15 protein-coding genes are annotated in these 15,881 nt (G+C 61.9%); 1 reads left to right on the forward strand and 14 read right to left on the reverse strand.

Translation table 11 applies throughout. From position 1 onward, the window contains the following. The first annotated feature begins 20 nt into the window (after positions 1-20). Positions 21-488 (forward strand): DUF1203 domain-containing protein, encoded by a 468-nt coding sequence (locus C7435_RS04630; protein ID WP_121210225.1) that lies wholly within the window; start codon positions 21-23, stop codon positions 486-488. Positions 489-499: 11 nt separating this feature from the next. On the opposite strand, the gene C7435_RS04635 is transcribed toward C7435_RS04630, so the two are convergent. The 14 genes from C7435_RS04635 to nuoG all read right to left on the reverse strand — a co-directional run bounded on the left by C7435_RS04635 (position 500) and on the right by nuoG (position 15,875). Next, positions 500-2,095: an AbgT family transporter gene (locus tag C7435_RS04635; RefSeq protein WP_075190688.1), complete on the reverse strand. Its 1,596-nt coding sequence runs from the start codon at positions 2,093-2,095 to the stop codon at positions 500-502. Positions 2,096-2,165: 70 nt separating this feature from the next. After that, positions 2,166-2,504 (reverse strand): DUF1467 family protein, encoded by a 339-nt coding sequence (locus C7435_RS04640; RefSeq protein ID WP_083635167.1) that lies wholly within the window; start codon positions 2,502-2,504, stop codon positions 2,166-2,168. Continuing rightward, entirely contained in the window at positions 2,501-2,920 is a 420-nt protein-coding gene (mce, locus tag C7435_RS04645) for a methylmalonyl-CoA epimerase (protein WP_121210226.1), read from the reverse strand. The genes C7435_RS04640 and mce overlap by 4 nt, the downstream gene beginning before the upstream one ends. Before the next feature lie 16 nt (positions 2,921-2,936). Then, positions 2,937-4,556, reverse strand: coding sequence for a ribonuclease J (locus C7435_RS04650; protein WP_407658336.1), 1,620 nt, complete (start codon positions 4,554-4,556; stop codon positions 2,937-2,939). 47 nt (positions 4,557-4,603) lie between these two features. Continuing rightward, the gene (locus C7435_RS04655; RefSeq protein WP_075190691.1) at positions 4,604-5,383 is read right to left on the reverse strand and encodes a type III pantothenate kinase; all 780 of its coding nucleotides are present in this window, start codon (positions 5,381-5,383) and stop codon (positions 4,604-4,606) included. A 2-nt stretch (positions 5,384-5,385) separates the two neighbouring features. Continuing rightward, complete coding sequence (locus tag C7435_RS04660) at positions 5,386-6,138, reverse strand: biotin--[acetyl-CoA-carboxylase] ligase (protein ID WP_121210228.1); 753 nt, start codon at positions 6,136-6,138, stop codon at positions 5,386-5,388. Positions 6,139-6,142: 4 nt separating this feature from the next. Beyond that, entirely contained in the window at positions 6,143-7,585 is a 1,443-nt protein-coding gene (gene nuoN / locus C7435_RS04665; RefSeq protein ID WP_121210229.1) for an NADH-quinone oxidoreductase subunit NuoN, read from the reverse strand. Positions 7,586-7,597: 12 nt separating this feature from the next. Next, the gene (locus C7435_RS04670; protein WP_121210230.1) at positions 7,598-9,112 is read right to left on the reverse strand and encodes an NADH-quinone oxidoreductase subunit M; all 1,515 of its coding nucleotides are present in this window, start codon (positions 9,110-9,112) and stop codon (positions 7,598-7,600) included. Then, the gene (gene nuoL / locus C7435_RS04675; protein ID WP_121210231.1) at positions 9,113-11,251 is read right to left on the reverse strand and encodes an NADH-quinone oxidoreductase subunit L; all 2,139 of its coding nucleotides are present in this window, start codon (positions 11,249-11,251) and stop codon (positions 9,113-9,115) included. A gap of 6 nt (positions 11,252-11,257) precedes the next feature. Continuing rightward, a complete protein-coding gene (gene nuoK, locus C7435_RS04680; RefSeq protein WP_121210232.1) occupies positions 11,258-11,566 on the reverse strand; it encodes an NADH-quinone oxidoreductase subunit NuoK in 309 nt (102 codons plus the stop codon). After that, positions 11,566-12,177, reverse strand: coding sequence for an NADH-quinone oxidoreductase subunit J (locus tag C7435_RS04685; protein ID WP_075190697.1), 612 nt, complete (start codon positions 12,175-12,177; stop codon positions 11,566-11,568). Before C7435_RS04685 ends, nuoK begins: the two co-directional genes overlap by 1 nt. A 44-nt stretch (positions 12,178-12,221) precedes the next feature. After that, a complete protein-coding gene (nuoI, locus tag C7435_RS04690; protein WP_011643302.1) occupies positions 12,222-12,710 on the reverse strand; it encodes an NADH-quinone oxidoreductase subunit NuoI in 489 nt (162 codons plus the stop codon). 3 nt (positions 12,711-12,713) lie between these two features. Continuing rightward, positions 12,714-13,784, reverse strand: a complete 1,071-nt coding sequence (gene nuoH / locus C7435_RS04695; RefSeq protein WP_121210233.1) for an NADH-quinone oxidoreductase subunit NuoH — start codon at positions 13,782-13,784, stop codon at positions 12,714-12,716. A gap of 3 nt (positions 13,785-13,787) precedes the next feature. Beyond that, complete coding sequence (nuoG, locus tag C7435_RS04700; RefSeq protein WP_121210234.1) at positions 13,788-15,875, reverse strand: NADH-quinone oxidoreductase subunit NuoG; 2,088 nt, start codon at positions 15,873-15,875, stop codon at positions 13,788-13,790. Between the last annotated feature and the right edge of the window lie 6 nt (positions 15,876-15,881).

The following is a 15,881-nucleotide window of genomic DNA, read 5'->3' on the forward strand; positions in this document are numbered from 1 at the left end:
AAATCACGCGGAGACTTGCCATGCCCTTCACGATCACCGGCCTCGCACCGGACGCCTTCACGCCCCTCTTCAGCCTCGACGATAAAACCCTCGCCGCCCGCGAGATCGTCCGCACGACCGCGAACGCCAAGCCGGGCTTTCCCTGCCGGGTCACCCTGGAAGATGCCGAACCGGGCGAAGACCTGCTCCTGCTCAATTATGAGAGCCATTCGGCTGGAACACCCTATCGCAGCAGTTATGCGATTTATGTTCGAAAAAATGCCAGGGAAGCCGCCCGCTATCACGACGAAATTCCGCCGGTGATGCGCGGCCGCCCCCTCGCCCTGCGCCTATTTGACGAGACCGGCATGCTGGTCGGTGCCGACCTATCGCTGGATGGTGACCCGACCAGCAAGATCCAGACTGCCCTGGCCCGCGAGGACGTCGCCTATATCGACGTCCACAATGCCGCGCACGGGTGCTTTGCGGCGCGGGTCAATCGAAGCTAGCGCCCCCGGGGCTACTCGCCGGCCGGATAATAGGTCGGCGAGCCAGGCCCAACCGGCAGGTCAAATCCGAACGTCCACAGGAAAAAGAAGCCGGACCAGAACAATATGAAAAAGATCGAATACGGCAACATCATCGCAATCAGCGTGCCGACCCCGAGATTACGGTCATAGCGCGTCGCCCAGGCGAGGATGAGGCCGAAATAACTCATCATCGGCGTGATGATATTGGTCGTTGAGTCCCCGATCCGGTAGGCCGCCTGGATCACTTCCGGGGCATAGCCGATCAGCATCAGCATCGGCACGAAAATCGGAGCCGTCACGGCCCATTGAGCCGAGGCGGAGCCGAGCGACAGGTTGATGACCGCACACATCAGGATGAAGAGGAAGAAGACCAGCGGTCCGGTCAGCCCGCTGTCCTGCAGGAATTGGGCACCGGTCACCGCCGTGATGGCACCGAGATTGGTCCAGCCGAAAAAGGCGACGAACTGGGCAGCAAAGAAGACCAGGACGATATAGAGACCGAGCGAGCCGAGTGCCGCCGCCATCGCGTTGATGACGTCGCGATCAGTCTTCATCGACCCGGTCGCGCGGCCATAGGCATAGCCGCCCGCCACGAAGAAGATCAGGATCCAGACCACGAAGCCGCGGAAGAAGGGCGAGTTGATGCGGTCGCCGGTTTCAGGATTGCGCAATACGCCCCATTCGGGAACGAGGGTCAGCGCCATCAGGGCAAAGACGCCGAGAATGGCAAGACCGGCCCAGCCAAGCCCCTTGCGCTCTGTGTCCTGCAGCGGCTGCATCATGTTCTTGTCGAGCACCGTGTCGTCGGCCCGCGACGGATCGTAATCGCCCAGTTTCGGCTCGACGATGAAGATCGTGACCAGCGACCCGATGCCAGTGATCAGGAAGGTGGAGACGAACATGAAATACCAGTTGGCCGTCGCGACTACGACATAGTCCGGATCGATCAGGCGGGCCGCTTCCTGGGTAATGCCGGCCAGCAGCGGATCAATCGTCCCAATGAGGAGATTGGCGCTATAGCCGCCGGACACACCGGCAAAGGCCGCCGCCATGCCGGCCAAGGGATGCCGTCCGAGCGCGTAGAAGATTGCGCCGGCGAGCGGGATCAGAACGACATAGCCAACCTCGGACGCCGTGTTGGAGATAATCCCGGCAAACACGATGGCGACCGTGACGACATGGCGCGGCGCCGACAGGACCATGGCGCGAACCGCCGCTGACAGCAGGCCGGACTTCTCGGCCACACCGACTCCCAGCATCGCCACCAGGACAACGCCAAGCGGCGCGAAGCCGGTAAAATTGGTGACGAGACTGGTCCAAATCCGGCGAACACCATCCCCATTCATAAGGCTGACCACCCGGATCATGCCGTCTTCTGCGACACCACGTCCGCCGGCCGGTCGCGGGTCTTCAACGGCCAGACCGAACGAACCCAGCAGGCCGGACAACAGCACGATACCGACTGCCAGAAGGGCGAACAGCGTCACCGGGTGAGGCAGGAGATTGCCCAGCCATTCCACACCATCAAGAAAACGGGTGAAGGCGCCGCGACGTTTGCCACCGGCCTGTTGCGAACTGTCGGTCATTGAATGTCCCCTCAATGGTCGGCCTCCGGCTCGCTCCCCGGTCCGGATGCCCTGCTGTCAAATCCGTGTCTCAGTAGAACCGGGTCGGCATGAATTGCGCCATCACACCACTCTCGGTGATCGCGAAATAGAGAATCCAGGCGATCGAAGTCACGATCGTGGTCCACCACATTTTGCGGGCCAGGTTCGGGGCCTGTGGCGCCCCCGGCTCGGAGCCGGAGACGACATCGCCGGCCTCTTCCTGTGACCGCACACCGATCGGCAGCATCATGAAGAAGAACAGCCACCAGACGATCAGGAAAACCACCAGACCATTGATGACTCCGACCCCGCCATCGCGGATGAAGAAGCCCTTGAGCCAAAGAATGGCGGCGATGGCGACCGGCAGATAACCAATATAGCGTTTCATCGCGCCGGCTCCTGCATCAGCTCGATCAACTGGCCATGGCTGTCCTTGGGGTGGATGAAGATCACCGGCACGCCATGCGCCCCGATATAGGGCTCGCCCGTGCCGAGAACGGTCGCGCCCTTGGCCACCATGTCATCGCGGGCAGCGATGATATCGGCGACCTCGAAGCAGAGATGGTGCTGACCACCCTTGGGATTGCGCTCGAGAAATTTGTGAAGCGGGCTCGTCTCGCCGGACGGTTCGATCAGCTCGATCTCGGAATTGTCGAGATGGACGAAGGCCACCTTCACGCCCAGATGCGGGAAATTCTTCGTCTCGGTGGCGTCACTGGCGCCGTAGAGATCGGCATAGGTTTTCTTGGCCGCCTCGATATCAGGGACGGCCACGCCAACATGGTTCAAACGTCCGATTTTCATCGACGATCTCCCTTGGTCAGACTTCCAGCATCATGATCTCGACCCAGGGTTTCTTGCCCCAGATCCGGCTTGCCTCGCGACGGACCGCGCGGCGGACCTCTTCCTCGGCCAGTTCCACATCGCGGCGATCGCGCTTGGACAGGCGCTCGAAGGCGCGCTCGGCCTCGTCGGCCATGGCATCGGCAAAATCATCGAGCGATGTTTCGGCATCCTCCGGCACGCCCTGCAGACGCACTTCCGGACCGGACATGATCTCGCCCTTCTCGCTGACGGCCATCGCCAGCGTTACCTGGCCGGCATGGGCCAGCTTGCGGCGTTCACGCATCGAGGCCGCACCGGCATCCACCAGGAAATTGCCGTCGACATGAAGCCGGCTGGCCGGTGCCTCATCAATGATGGAGGCCGTCCCGTCCGACCGGATTTCGACCATGTCGCCATTGCGCACCGAGACCGCGTGCGGCACCTGCAGCTCGCGGGCAAAATCAGCATGTTCGAGCAGGTGACGGCGCTCGCCATGCACCGGGATGGCGACTTGCGGCTTGGCCCAGGCATACATCTGCGCCAGCTCGTCGCGGCAGGGATGGCCGGAGACGTGGATCGGCCGGGTCTTCTCGGTGATGATGTGGACACCGCGCTCGGCGAGCTGGTTCTGCAGCTCGAAAATGCCCAGCTCATTGCCCGGAATCACCCGGCTGGAAAAGATCACCGTATCGCCGTTGCTGAGCGAGACATTGCGGTGATTGCCGGCGGCAATGCGCGACAGGGCGGCGCGGGGCTCGCCTTGGGAGCCGGTGCACAGATAGAGGATTTTTTCCGGCGGCAGGAAGCCCGCCTCCTCTTCGCCGATGAAGTCCTGGACGTGCTGCAGCAGCCCAACCGCCTTGGCGGCCGCCGTCATGCGGTGCATCGAGCGCCCGACCAGACAAACCCGGCGCCCATTGGCTTCGGCAGCCTCGATCGAGGATTGCAGGCGCGCGACATTGGAGGCGAAAGCGGCGATGGCGACCTTGCCGGTCTTGTGCTCGCCGACCACCTTGATCAGCTCGTCACGGACATCGCCCTCCGAGCCACTCTCGCCCGGCGAGAACACATTGGTGCTGTCGCAAATCATTGCCAGCACGCCTTCATCGCCAATGGCGGAAATGGCGTCGCCGTCAGTGACCTCGCCGATCATCGGCGCCGGGTCGATTTTCCAGTCGCCGGTGTGCAGGACCATGCCGGCCGGGGTGCGGATGGCGATCCCGTTCGGTTCCGGAATCGAGTGGGTCAGGGTCACCAGTTGCAAGTCGAACGGGCCGAGATTGAAGCGGCTGTCGAGTGCGACCTCGTGCAGTTCGACCTCGTCCAGCAAACCGTATTCCCGGAGCCTGTCACGCACCAGCCAAGCGGTGAAGGGCGTTGCCCAGATCGGGCAGCGCAGCTTGCGCCAGAGATGGGCGACGGCCCCCATATGGTCTTCATGGGCATGGGTCAGCACCATGCCGATCAGGTCATCACGACGTTCCTCGATGAAACGGGGATCGGGCATGATCAGATCGACACCGGGCGTCGACAGGTCACCGAAGGTGACGCCGCAATCAACGATGATCCATTTTTGTTTTCCCTGCGGTCCATAACCGTAGAGATTGAGGTTCATGCCGATTTCGTTCGATCCGCCCAGCGGCAGGAAGTAGAGGCTATCGGTCACGTATCGGCACCGCCATTGAGTTTCCAGACTTCGAGAAGGCCGCGAATGGTCAGATCCGCGTCATAGTGGTCGATGGCTTTCGAGGCTCCGTCAAACAACGAGACGACGCCGCCGGTCGCGACCACGGTCATGGGTTGGGCGTACTCGGTCTTGAGACGCTGTACCAGCCCGTCAATCAGGTCGATATAGCCCCAGAAGACGCCCGACTGCATCGCCGACACCGTATCCTTGCCCATCACCCTGGTGGGCTTGGCTATGGCGACGCGCGGCAGTTTCGCGGCCGCAACGTGCAACGCCTGCATCGAAAGATTGATCCCCGGCGCGATGATGCCGCCCTCAAAGGCGCCATCGGCTGCGATCACGTCGAAGGTCGTGGCAGTGCCGCTGTCAATGATGATCAGGGCGCCGTCATAGACCGCCCGCGCACCCAGCGCGTTGACCAGGCGGTCGGCACCGGCATCCTGCGGCCGCTCGAGCCGGACCTCGATATCCATGCGCACGCCCGGCTCGCCGACGATCACCGGTTCGGTTCTGAAATAGCGTCGCGACAGGTTGCGCAGATTGAACAGGGCCTGCGGCACGACGGTCGAAATCACGCAGTCAGTAATGTCGGAAAAGGCACGCCCCTGCAGCGCCATCAATTGCGACAGCCACACGGCATGCTCGTCCGCCGTGCGCGTCGAGTCGGTGCCTGAGCGCCATTGGGCGACCCAGTCGCTGCCATCATGGATGGCGAACAGCGTATTGGTATTGCCGCAATCGATGGCGAGCAGCATGGCTATCCTTTCATCCCCGGCCCGGGGAAAAACACATCACCTGCGGAGATATACCGGCGACCGCCGCCAACCAAGTCCAGTCGCAGCGCGCCATCAGGGCCAAGATCGGCGAACACGCCCTTGACGGTCTCGCCCTCCAGGCGCGCCTCACAGCGCTCTCCGAGGCCGTGAGCGCGGGTCAGCCAACGATCGCGGATCGGTCCAAAGCCGGCCAAATGCCAAGCCTGTCGTTCGCGCTCGAAGGCGTCAATCAAGGTCACAAGCGCGTTATCCGGCGCCAAGGTCCGGCCATGGCGCGCCAGAGCGGTTGCCGGACGCTCGGCATCATCCGGCGCCTCGGCGAGATTGATGCCAATACCAACGGCAAGCCACAGACCGCCGCCGGGCGCCGGCCCGCTTTCCAGCAGGATACCCGCCACCTTGCGACCGCCCGTGAGCGCATCATTGGGCCATTTGAGACGCGTGAGCGCCGGATCCCGGGTAGCGCTGTCGCATACCGCCGCAACCGCCAACGCCGCGGCGAAGGATAATTCGGCGGCCCGCGCCGGCTCACACTGCAGTGTGTAGAGGCCCGTCGTGAAGAGGTTGCCGGTCAGACCGGACCAGACACGCCCGCGCCGGCCACGCCCCGCCGTCTGCCGCCGCGCCGCCAGCCAGAGCGGGCCGCGCTCACCGGCAACGGCCCTCTCCCGGATATCGGCATTGGTCGAGGCGGTTTCCTCGAGCCATTCGATACGGGGTTGCAGGTCGGGCAAGGCGCTAGAGCAGCGCCAGGCCGACCGAATAGGCGCGGAAGACCAGCCAGCCGAGCACCGGCAGCAACAGCACCGTCGCAAGGCCGGCAATGCGGGCAATCCAGTAGGTCGAGACCGCCGACGGCACGAATTCGACCTCTGAGGTATCGAACCAGATCACCTTGACGATGCGCAGATAATAGGCCGCGCCCACCACCGAGAAGAGCACCGCGAGTACGGCGAGGATCATCAGGTCGGCCTGGACGGCGGCATAGACGACGAAGAATTTGCCGAAGAAGCCGACCATGAAGGGCAGCCCGCCGATCGAGAACATCAAGGCCGTGATCGACCAGCCCAGGCCCGGATTTTTCTGCGCCAGGCCGGCCAGGTCGGAGATTTGCTCGACCATGCCTTCACGCGTCCGCATTGACAGGATACCGGCGAAGGAGCCGATCACGCCAACCATGTAGAGCGTCATGAAGACCAGCAATGCCCACAGCCCGGTCTGGCTGGCAGCGGCCACGGCGACCAGCGCATAGCCCATATTGCCGATCGAGGAATAGGCCATCAGGCGCTTGATGTTCTGCTGGGTCAGGGCACCAAAGGCGCCAACCGCCATCGACAGGACAGCGATGATCCAGATGACGTCGCGCCACTGCTCGACGACCGCGCCAAAGGGCTCCATCAGCACGCGGGCGAGCAGGACAATGGCCGCGAATTTCGGCGCTGTTGCAAAAAAGGCGGTGACCGGGGTCGGTGCGCCTTCATAGACGTCCGGGGTCCACATATGGAAGGGAGCCGCCGAAACCTTGAACGCCAGACCACAGATCACGAAGACCAGCCCGACCGTGAGGCCGACATTGCTGCCGCTTTGCACCGCCAGGGCGATATCGGCGAAACCGGTGGAGCCAGCAAAGCCATAAACCAGCGAAGCGCCATAAAGGAGCAGTCCCGACGACAGTGCACCAAGCACGAAATATTTCAGGCCGGCTTCCGAGGCGCGCAGGCTGTCGCGGTTAAAGGCGGCGAGCACATAGAGCGCCAGCGATTGCAGCTCGATACCCATATACATGGCAATGAGATCATTGGCCGACACCATCATCACCATGCCGGTCACGGCCAGTGTGACCAGGACCGGGTATTCGATCTTGCCCAGCTTTTCGGCCTTCAGATACGGCATGGCGAGCAGCATGGCGATCGCCGCGACGAGCGCGATGGCGGTCTTGGAGAAACGGGCCAGGCTGTCGAAGATGAAGCTGCCATTGAAGGCCGTGCCCTCACCGCTGACCAGGAAAAGTGCCGACAGGCCGGCGGCGACCAGAAGGCCGATGGCCAGCCACTGGACCAGGGTCTCGGTGCGATCACCCTTGAGGAAAACGCCAAGCATCAGCAGCGTCATCGCACCGCCCGCCAGGACAAGTTCCGGGATCAGAAGCGACAAGTCGTGGGAAAGCATGTCCGCCGTCATGACTGGCTGCTCCTACTGGGCTGAGGCGGCAAGTGCCGCATCATAGTTGGAAATCAGATGATCGACGGCCGTGGCCGTCACATCCGTGATCAGGGTCGAGAACAGGCCGAGCACCAGCGTACCGATGATGAGCGGGATGAAGATCAGCCACTCCATCCGGTTGATATCGGTGATGGTCTCGAGCTTGGGATTGGTGATCTCACCGAACACGACATCGCGGTAGACAGTCAGCATGTAGACCGCTGACAGGATGACGCCGGTTGCCGCACCGGTAGCGATCCACCAATTGACCTGGAAGGCACCAACCATGGTCATGATCTCGCCGACGAAGCCCGACGTGCCAGGCAGGCCGACATTGGCCATGGCAAACAGGCCGAAGATCGCCGCAAAGACCGGCATTTTGTGGACCAGTCCACCATAAAAGGCGATTTCCCGCGTGTGCATCCGGTCATAAATGACACCGACGCAGAGGAAGAGCGCGCCGGAGATCACGCCGTGCGAGATCATCTGGAAGATGGCGCCCTGGACACCGGTCTCGTTCATCGCGAACAGACCCATCGTCACAAAGCCCATATGGGCGACGGAGGAATAGGCGATCAGCTTCTTGATATCGGTTTGCCGGAAGGCCACCAGGGAGGTGTAGATGATGGCGATGATCGACAGGACGAAGACCATCGGCGCGAAATAGGCGCTCGCCTCCGGGAACATCGGCAAGGAAAAGCGCAGGAAGCCGTAACCGCCGAGCTTCAACAGCACGCCGGCCAGGATGACCGACCCCGCAGTCGGGGCCTGGACGTGGGCGTCGGGCAACCAAGTATGGACCGGCCACATCGGCATCTTCACGGCAAATGACGCGAAGAAGGCCAGCCACATCCACATTTGCGCATTACGCGCGAAGTCAGTCTCCAGCAACACAGTGATATCGGTTGTGCCGGCCTGCAGGAACATGACGATCATCGCGACCAGCATCAGCACCGAGCCGAGCAGGGTGTAGAGGAAGAATTTGAACGCGGCATAGACCCGGTTCTGGCCGCCCCAGACACCGATGATCAGGAACATCGGGATCAGACCACCTTCAAAGAAGATGTAGAAGAGCACCAAGTCGAGCGCACAGAAGACGCCGATAACCAGGGTTTCCAGCAGCAGAAAGGCGATCATGTAGTCAGCAACGCGATTCTTGATCGCGCCGGACGCCATGATGCAGAGCGGCATCAGAAAAGCGGTCAGGACGACGAACAGAACCGACAGCCCATCCACGCCCATGCGATAGCCCAGACCGATTTGCTCGAGCCAGGTCACTTCATGCACGAACTGGAAGCCGGTAGCTTCGGCATCGAAATTGGCCAAAAGCAGGATCGACATGCCCAGCGTCACCATAGTCGCCAGCCAAGCCACCCAACGCGAATTGCGGTCGATCAGACCCTGGTCCTCGGATCGGGCCGTGAACCGGAAGATCGCAATGACCAGCGCACCAAGCGCCGGGACAAAGGTCAGGATAGACAGGAAGGCTTCAAATTCGCCGAACATTTAAAGACCCCCTTGCCCGATCAGGATCCAGAGCGTGAAGCCCAGGACGCCGATCAGCATGACGAATGCATAGTGATAGAGGAAACCGGATTGGCCCTTGGCCAGGCGGCGCGCCGCCGCCAACGTCGTGCCGGCGACGCCGTTGGGGCCAAGACCGTCAATCAGCTTCACATCACCGATTTTCCAGAACAGGTCACCTAGTGCCTTGGCACCGCGTACGAAGACAAAATGGTAGATCTCGTCGACATACCACTTGTTGTAGAGGAAGGAATGAAGCGGACCGCCACGCGCCGCGATGCGCGCGCCCATGCCTTCATTGACCAGGTAGAACCAGATCGCCATGGCAAAGCCGATCAGGGTCGCGATGAAAGGCGACAGCAAGACCCATGTCGGCGGATGATGTCCGCCACCATGATCGCCTTCGGCCTCTTCGGCGTGATCATCGACGACGGCGTGGGTATCCGCGACCACTTGTGATGGCGGCGCGTCATGACTTGTCTCGGTTGCGTGATCATCGGCTATGGCATGGTCGTCAACCTGGCTGTCAGCCACAGCGTGATCACCGGCAACGGCCGGGCCGTGCGAGGCGGCCGGGACGGCGTCGTGCCAGAAATGACCAGCATTCTCGCCGATGAAATCCGACTTGAAGAGACCGCCCGCCAGGACCGCGCCGACAGCCAGCACGACCAGCGGCATCGCCATGGCGAATTTCGGGTCGTGGGCGTGATCGTAAACGTCCTTGGGACCCCGATATTTGCCGTGGAAGGTCATGAAGATCAGGCGCCAGGAGTAGAAACTCGTCAGGAGGGCTGCGACACAGCCGATCCAGAAGGCCGGGATGCCGAAGAAGACACCTTCGCGGCCCGCCATGAAGGCGCCCTCGATGATCGCGTCCTTGGAGAAGAAGCCGGCAAAGCCCAGATCCCAAGGCAGAAGGCCCAGGGCCCCGAAGGAGAAACCGACACCGGTCAGCGCGACCGTACCGATGAGCATCATCAGCCAGGTCATCGGCATCATCTTGTAGAGGCCGCCCATCTTGCGCATGTCCTGCTCGTCGTGGACGCCGTGGATGACCGCGCCGGAGCCGAGGAACAACAGCGCCTTGAAGAAGGCGTGCGTGAACAGGTGGAACATCGCGGCGCCATAGAGGCCCAAGCCGGCGGCAAAGAACATGTAGCCAAGCTGCGAACAGGTCGAATAGGCGACCACGCGCTTGATGTCGTTCTGCGCCACACCAACCGTCGCCGCGAACAGCGCGGTTGATGCACCGATTACCGTCACGAAGGCCGAAGCCGCCTCGGCATTCTCGAAGATCGGGAAAGCCCGGCAGACCAGGAAGACACCGGCGGTGACCATCGTTGCGGCGTGGATCAGCGCGGAGACCGGCGTCGGGCCTTCCATCGCGTCCGGCAGCCAGACATGGAGGAAGAACTGGGCCGACTTGCCCATCGCGCCGATGAAGAGCAGGAAGGCGATCAACTCGATCGCATTGAGCTCCATGCCGGCAAAGGCCAGCACCGCATCGGTGTGTTCGGGCACAGCCGCGAAGACATCGTCAAAGCTCACCGAGCCAAAGACATGGAAGATCGCCATGATGCCCAAGGCAAAGCCGAAATCGCCGACCCGGTTGGTCACGAAGGCCTTGATGGCCGCATCATTGGCCGACTTCTTCTTATACCAGAAACCGATCAGCAGATAGGAGGCCAGTCCCACACCTTCCCAGCCGAAGAAGAGCTGGAGGAAGTTGTCGGCGGTCACCAGCGACAGCATGGCGAAGGTGAAGAGCGACAGGTAGGAGAAGAAGCGCGCCCGGTGGGGGTCGTGCTCCATATAGCCCCAGGAATAGATGTGAACGAGCGAGGAGACCGAGGTCACCACGACGAGCATCACGGCTGACAGACTGTCCAGCTTGATCGCCCAGGAGACGTCGAACGCGCCGACGCTCATCCAGGTCGCCAGATGAATGGTCTGGGCATTGCCGCCATAGGTGACGTCGAAGAAGGTGATCACCGACAGCACGAAGGACAAGAGCACGAAGAAGGTCGTGACGATCTGCGCCGTACGGTGGCCGACATGATTGCCGAGAAGGCCGGCAAAGGCCGATGCGAGGAGCGGCCCGAAGACGATAATGGGTGCCATGATCCCCTAGCCCTTCATCAGGTTGACGCCCTCAACCGAGATATCACCCCGGTTGCGGAAATAGACGACGAGAATGGCCAGACCGACCGCCGCTTCAGCGGCCGCCACGGTCAGGACGAAGAGTGCGAACACTTGCCCGGCGAGATCGCCGAGGAAGGCCGAGAAGGCCACCAGGTTGATATTGACCGAGAGCAGGATCAGCTCGACCGACATCAACAGGATGATGACATTCTTGCGGTTCACGAAAATGCCGAAGACCCCGATGGTGAAGAGCACACCGGCGACGGCGAGATAATGTCCCAGTCCGACGTCCATCATTCCCCAATCCCCTGTCCCGGCTTGATGTCATGCATGGTCACGGCGTCCTTGCGATCACGACCGACCTGGGCCGACACGCTCTGGCGACGCACGCCCGGCTTGTGGCGCAGGGTCAGCACGATGGCGCCGATCATGGCGACCAGCAGCACAAGGCCTGCAGCCTGGAAGAAATAGACATATTGGTCGTAGATCACGAGGCCGAGCGCCTCGATATTGGTCATGCCCTCAGGAATGGCCGCATCACGCAGCGCCATCGCCTGGTCGGAGGCCTGCCAGGTCATGCCGATCATGCCCAGCTCGACGGCCAGGATGATGGCGACCAGCCCGCCCAATGGCAGATAGCTCAAAAAGCCCTGCTTCAGCTCGGTGAAGTCGACATCCAGCATCATCACGACGAACAGGAACAAGACCGCGACCGCGCCGACATAGACAACGATGAGCAGCATGGCGAGAAATTCCGCGCCGAGCAGCACGAACAGCCCGGCCGCCGAGAAGAAGGCCAGGATCAGGAACAAGACCGACCGCACCGGGTTGCGCGCGATCACGACCATCAAGGCCGAAAAGATCGCCACTCCGGAAAAGGCCCAGAAAGCCAGGTTAGCGAGCATGGTGCCCTCGTCCTCTCAAATGCGTCCCGGACACACCCACCGCATCAGCGGTAAGGCGCGTCGAGTTCCAGGTTCTTGGCAATTTCCCGTTCCCAGCGATCGCCGTTCTCGAGCAGTTTTGCCTTGTCGTAGAAAAGTTCTTCGCGGGTCTCGGCGGCGAATTCGAAATTCGGGCCTTCCACGATTGCATCGACCGGGCATGCCTCCTGGCAATAACCGCAATAGATGCATTTGGTCATGTCGATGTCGTAGCGAGTCGTACGGCGCGAACCATCCGAACGAGGCTCGGCTTCGATCGTGATCGCCTGGGCCGGGCAGATGGCCTCGCACAGCTTGCAGGCGATGCAACGCTCTTCGCCATTAGCATAGCGACGCAGCGCGTGCTGGCCGCGGAAGCGCGGGCTGAGCGGTCCCTTTTCGAACGGGTAGTTCAGCGTCGCCTTCTTGGCGAAGAAATAGCGCATGCCGAGCCCGAAGGCGGACCAGAAGTCCATCAGGAGCGCGCCGCGAAATGCTTGTTGAATGCGTCCCATGACTTACCCCTGCGGTCCGTAAACGACGGCGGCGCCGACCAGGGCGACTGCCGCGAGCGAGATGGGCAGGAAGATTTTCCAGCCCAGCCGCATCAGCTGGTCGTAGCGGTAGCGTGGCACCAAGGCCTTCACCATCGCGAACATGAAGAAGAAGAAGACGATCTTGGCGGCGAACCAGAAGAAGTACCACGCATGCGAGGCCAGGTAGGGCCAGCCCGACACGTCCAGGCCGAACGGGTCATTCCAGCCGCCGAAGAAGAGGATCGACGTCATCGCACACATCAGCACGATGTTGAGATACTCGCCGACCATGAACAGGAGATACGGGGTCGAGGAGTATTCGACCTGATAACCCGCCACCAGTTCCGACTCGGCTTCCGGCAGGTCAAACGGCGGACGGTTGGTTTCGGCCAGGGCCGAGATGAAGAAGATCACCGCCATCGGGATCATCACCAGGAACATCGGCATCGGCCAGGCGTGGAAGGACAACACATTCCAGTTCCAGAAGCCGCCCGCCTGCATTTCGATGATCTCGGACAGGTTCATCGATCCGGCAAACAACAACACCGTGACGATGATGAAGCCGATCGAGACCTCGTAGGAGACCATCTGAGCCGCCGAACGCAGCGCCCCGAGGAAAGGATATTTCGAGTTCGAGGCCCAGCCGCCGATGATGATGCCGTAGACACCCAGGCTCGACATGGCGAACAGGTAGAGCAGGCCGACATTGAGGTCGGCAATCACCCAGCCCGGTGCGGCCGGAACCACGGCCCAGGTCACGAAGGCAAGGATCAGCGTGATCAGCGGCGCCAACAGGTAGAGCGAGCGATCCGCCCCGGCCGGCACGACGATTTCCTTGAACACGAATTTGAAGAAATCAGCGAAAGACTGCAGCAGACCAAACGCGCCGACCACGTTCGGGCCCTTGCGCATCTGTACCGCCGCCCAGACCTTGCGGTCCATCAGCAGGAGGAAGGCCAGCGAGATCAGGAGGACGATGGCAAAGGCGAGGATTTGCGCCACGGCCATGCCAAGCCCGCCCCAGACACCGAATTGTTCGATGAAATCCGTCATCGCTTACTCCGCAGCCATCTGGGCCGGACCGGATGCGAGGGCGGAACATTCCGCCAGCGTCTCGGAGGCCCGTACGATCGGGTTGGTGAAGTAGAAATTCCGCACGGCCGGGACGAAATCTGTCGCCTCGACATCACCGGCCGCACCGGCCGCCTTCGCGTCATACCCCTCACTTGCACCCGGTGCGTGATCGATTCCCGCCAGGACGGGAACATCCTCGAACAGTTTGTGGCGCAATTCGGTGAGGTTGTTATAGGGCAGCGTCTTGCCCAGACGCTCGGACAGGGCCCGGAAGATCGCCCAACCCTCTTTCGCGTCGCCCTTCGGGAAGGTCGCGCGATAGGCCAGCTGCACGCGACCTTCGGTATTGGCAAACAGGCCGTCCTGCTCGGTCCAGGCGGCACTCGGCAGAATGAGATCGGCGCGGTGCGCGCCGGCATCACCATGACTGCCGACATAGATCACGAAGGCATCGCCAAACTGAGCCAAGTCCAGCTCGTCAGCGCCCATCAGGACAACCGTGTCGAGCGGATTGGACTGCATGCCGGCGACATCATGACCGCCCTCGCCCGGCACAAAGCCGAGATCGAGACCGGCAACGCGGCTGGCCGCCGTGTGCAGGATGGACAGGCCATTCCACTCGGCGCTGACAGCCCCGACCGCATCGGCCAGTTCACCGGCGGCGCGCAGCACCTGGGCGCCATCGGCGCGCGTCAGGGCGCCGGAACCAACCAGGATGAGCGGACGCTTGGCGTCCTTGAGCGTCTTGATGAAGCCGGAGCGCTTTTTCTTGAGACCGGCGAGAATAGCGGCCGAGGTGCCGACATGCTCATAGGGGTAGGTCAGATCGACCGCTTCACCGATCAGCCCGACCTTTGTGTCATTGTGCAGCCAGGTCTTGCGGATGCGGGCATTGAGGACGGCAGCCTCGGTACGCGGATTGGCGCCGATGATGAGGATGGCATCGGCCTCCTCGATCCCGGCAATGGTCGCGTTGAAGAGATAATCCTCACGCGCACCGCCTCCAACTTTCGCGCCATCCTGGCGGCAATCAACCGAGGTAACACCAAGCGCATCGGCGAGATCCTTGGCGGCCTTCATCTCTTCGGCCGAGCACAGATCGCCGGCGATCATGCCGATCTTGGAGGCGTCACCGCCCAGCTTCTCAGCCGCGATTGTCAGCGCTTCAGGCCAGTCGGCCGGACGCAGCTTGCCGTTCTCGCGGACATAAGCCTTGTCGAGACGCTGACGGCCAAGGCCCTCCCAGGCGTAGCGCGTCTTGTCGGAAATCCATTCCTCATTCACGCCCTCATGGACACGCGGCAGAATGCGCAGCACGGCGGAGCCGCGCGCATCGACACGGATATTCGAGCCGAGCGCGTCCATCACATCAATGGTCTCGGTCTTTGTCAGCTCCCACGGGCGGGCATTGAAGGCATAAGGCTTGGAGGTCAACGCGCCGACCGGGCAAAGATCAATGACATTGCCCGAAAGCTCCGACGTCACAGCGCTTTCCAGATAGGTGGTGATTTCGGCATCCTCGCCGCGACCGATCATGCCGATCTCGGGCGAACCGGCGACTTCGGTCACGAAACGGACGCAGCGCGTGCACTGGATGCAGCGCGTCATCTCCGTGGCGATGATCGGACCCATTTCCTTGTCTTCAACCGCGCGCTTGTTCTCCGGGAAACGGGAACCGGTACGGCCATAGACAAGCGACTGGTCCTGCAGGTCGCATTCCCCGCCCTGGTCGCAGATCGGGCAATCGAGCGGGTGGTTGATGAGCAGGAATTCCATCACCCCTTCACGGGCCTTCTTGACCAGCGGCGACAGCGTATTCATCGCCGGCGGCTCGCCATTCGGCCCGCCGCGCATGTCACGCACATTCATCGCACAGGAGGCCGCCGGTTTCGGCGCGCCGACGAGCTCGACCAGGCACATCCGGCAATTACCGGCGACCGAAAGGCGCTCGTGATAGCAAAAGCGCGGGATTTCCCGGCCAGCCGCTTCAGCCGCCTGCAACAGCGTATAGGAAGTCGGAACCTCGATTTCCTCGCCGTCGATAATGATTTTGCGGAGATCTTCGCTCATCGGATG

The organism is Maricaulis maris, from assembly GCF_003634045.1.
Classification (GTDB): domain Bacteria; phylum Pseudomonadota; class Alphaproteobacteria; order Caulobacterales; family Maricaulaceae; genus Maricaulis; species Maricaulis maris.

What these genes read in the sequence shown, in the direction of transcription:
- C7435_RS04630 (WP_121210225.1), top strand. Translation starts at nt 21, where the DNA reads ATGCCCTTCACGATCACCGGCCTCGCACCGGACGCCTTCACGCCCCTC.
- C7435_RS04635 (WP_075190688.1), bottom strand. Translation starts at nt 2,095, where the DNA reads ATGACCGACAGTTCGCAACAGGCCGGTGGCAAACGTCGCGGCGCCTTC.
- C7435_RS04640 (WP_083635167.1), bottom strand. Translation starts at nt 2,504, where the DNA reads ATGAAACGCTATATTGGTTATCTGCCGGTCGCCATCGCCGCCATTCTT.
- mce (WP_121210226.1), bottom strand. Translation starts at nt 2,920, where the DNA reads ATGAAAATCGGACGTTTGAACCATGTTGGCGTGGCCGTCCCTGATATC.
- C7435_RS04650 (WP_407658336.1), bottom strand. Translation starts at nt 4,556, where the DNA reads ATGAACCTCAATCTCTACGGTTATGGACCGCAGGGAAAACAAAAATGG.
- C7435_RS04655 (WP_075190691.1), bottom strand. Translation starts at nt 5,383, where the DNA reads ATGCTGCTCGCCATCGATTGCGGCAATACCAATACGCTGTTCGCCATC.
- nuoN (WP_121210229.1), bottom strand. Translation starts at nt 7,585, where the DNA reads ATGACGGCGGACATGCTTTCCCACGACTTGTCGCTTCTGATCCCGGAA.
- C7435_RS04670 (WP_121210230.1), bottom strand. Translation starts at nt 9,112, where the DNA reads ATGTTCGGCGAATTTGAAGCCTTCCTGTCTATCCTGACCTTTGTCCCG.
- nuoL (WP_121210231.1), bottom strand. Translation starts at nt 11,251, where the DNA reads ATGGCACCCATTATCGTCTTCGGGCCGCTCCTCGCATCGGCCTTTGCC.
- nuoK (WP_121210232.1), bottom strand. Translation starts at nt 11,566, where the DNA reads ATGGACGTCGGACTGGGACATTATCTCGCCGTCGCCGGTGTGCTCTTC.
- C7435_RS04685 (WP_075190697.1), bottom strand. Translation starts at nt 12,177, where the DNA reads ATGCTCGCTAACCTGGCTTTCTGGGCCTTTTCCGGAGTGGCGATCTTT.
- nuoI (WP_011643302.1), bottom strand. Translation starts at nt 12,710, where the DNA reads ATGGGACGCATTCAACAAGCATTTCGCGGCGCGCTCCTGATGGACTTC.
- nuoH (WP_121210233.1), bottom strand. Translation starts at nt 13,784, where the DNA reads ATGACGGATTTCATCGAACAATTCGGTGTCTGGGGCGGGCTTGGCATG.
- nuoG (WP_121210234.1), bottom strand. Translation starts at nt 15,875, where the DNA reads ATGAGCGAAGATCTCCGCAAAATCATTATCGACGGCGAGGAAATCGAG.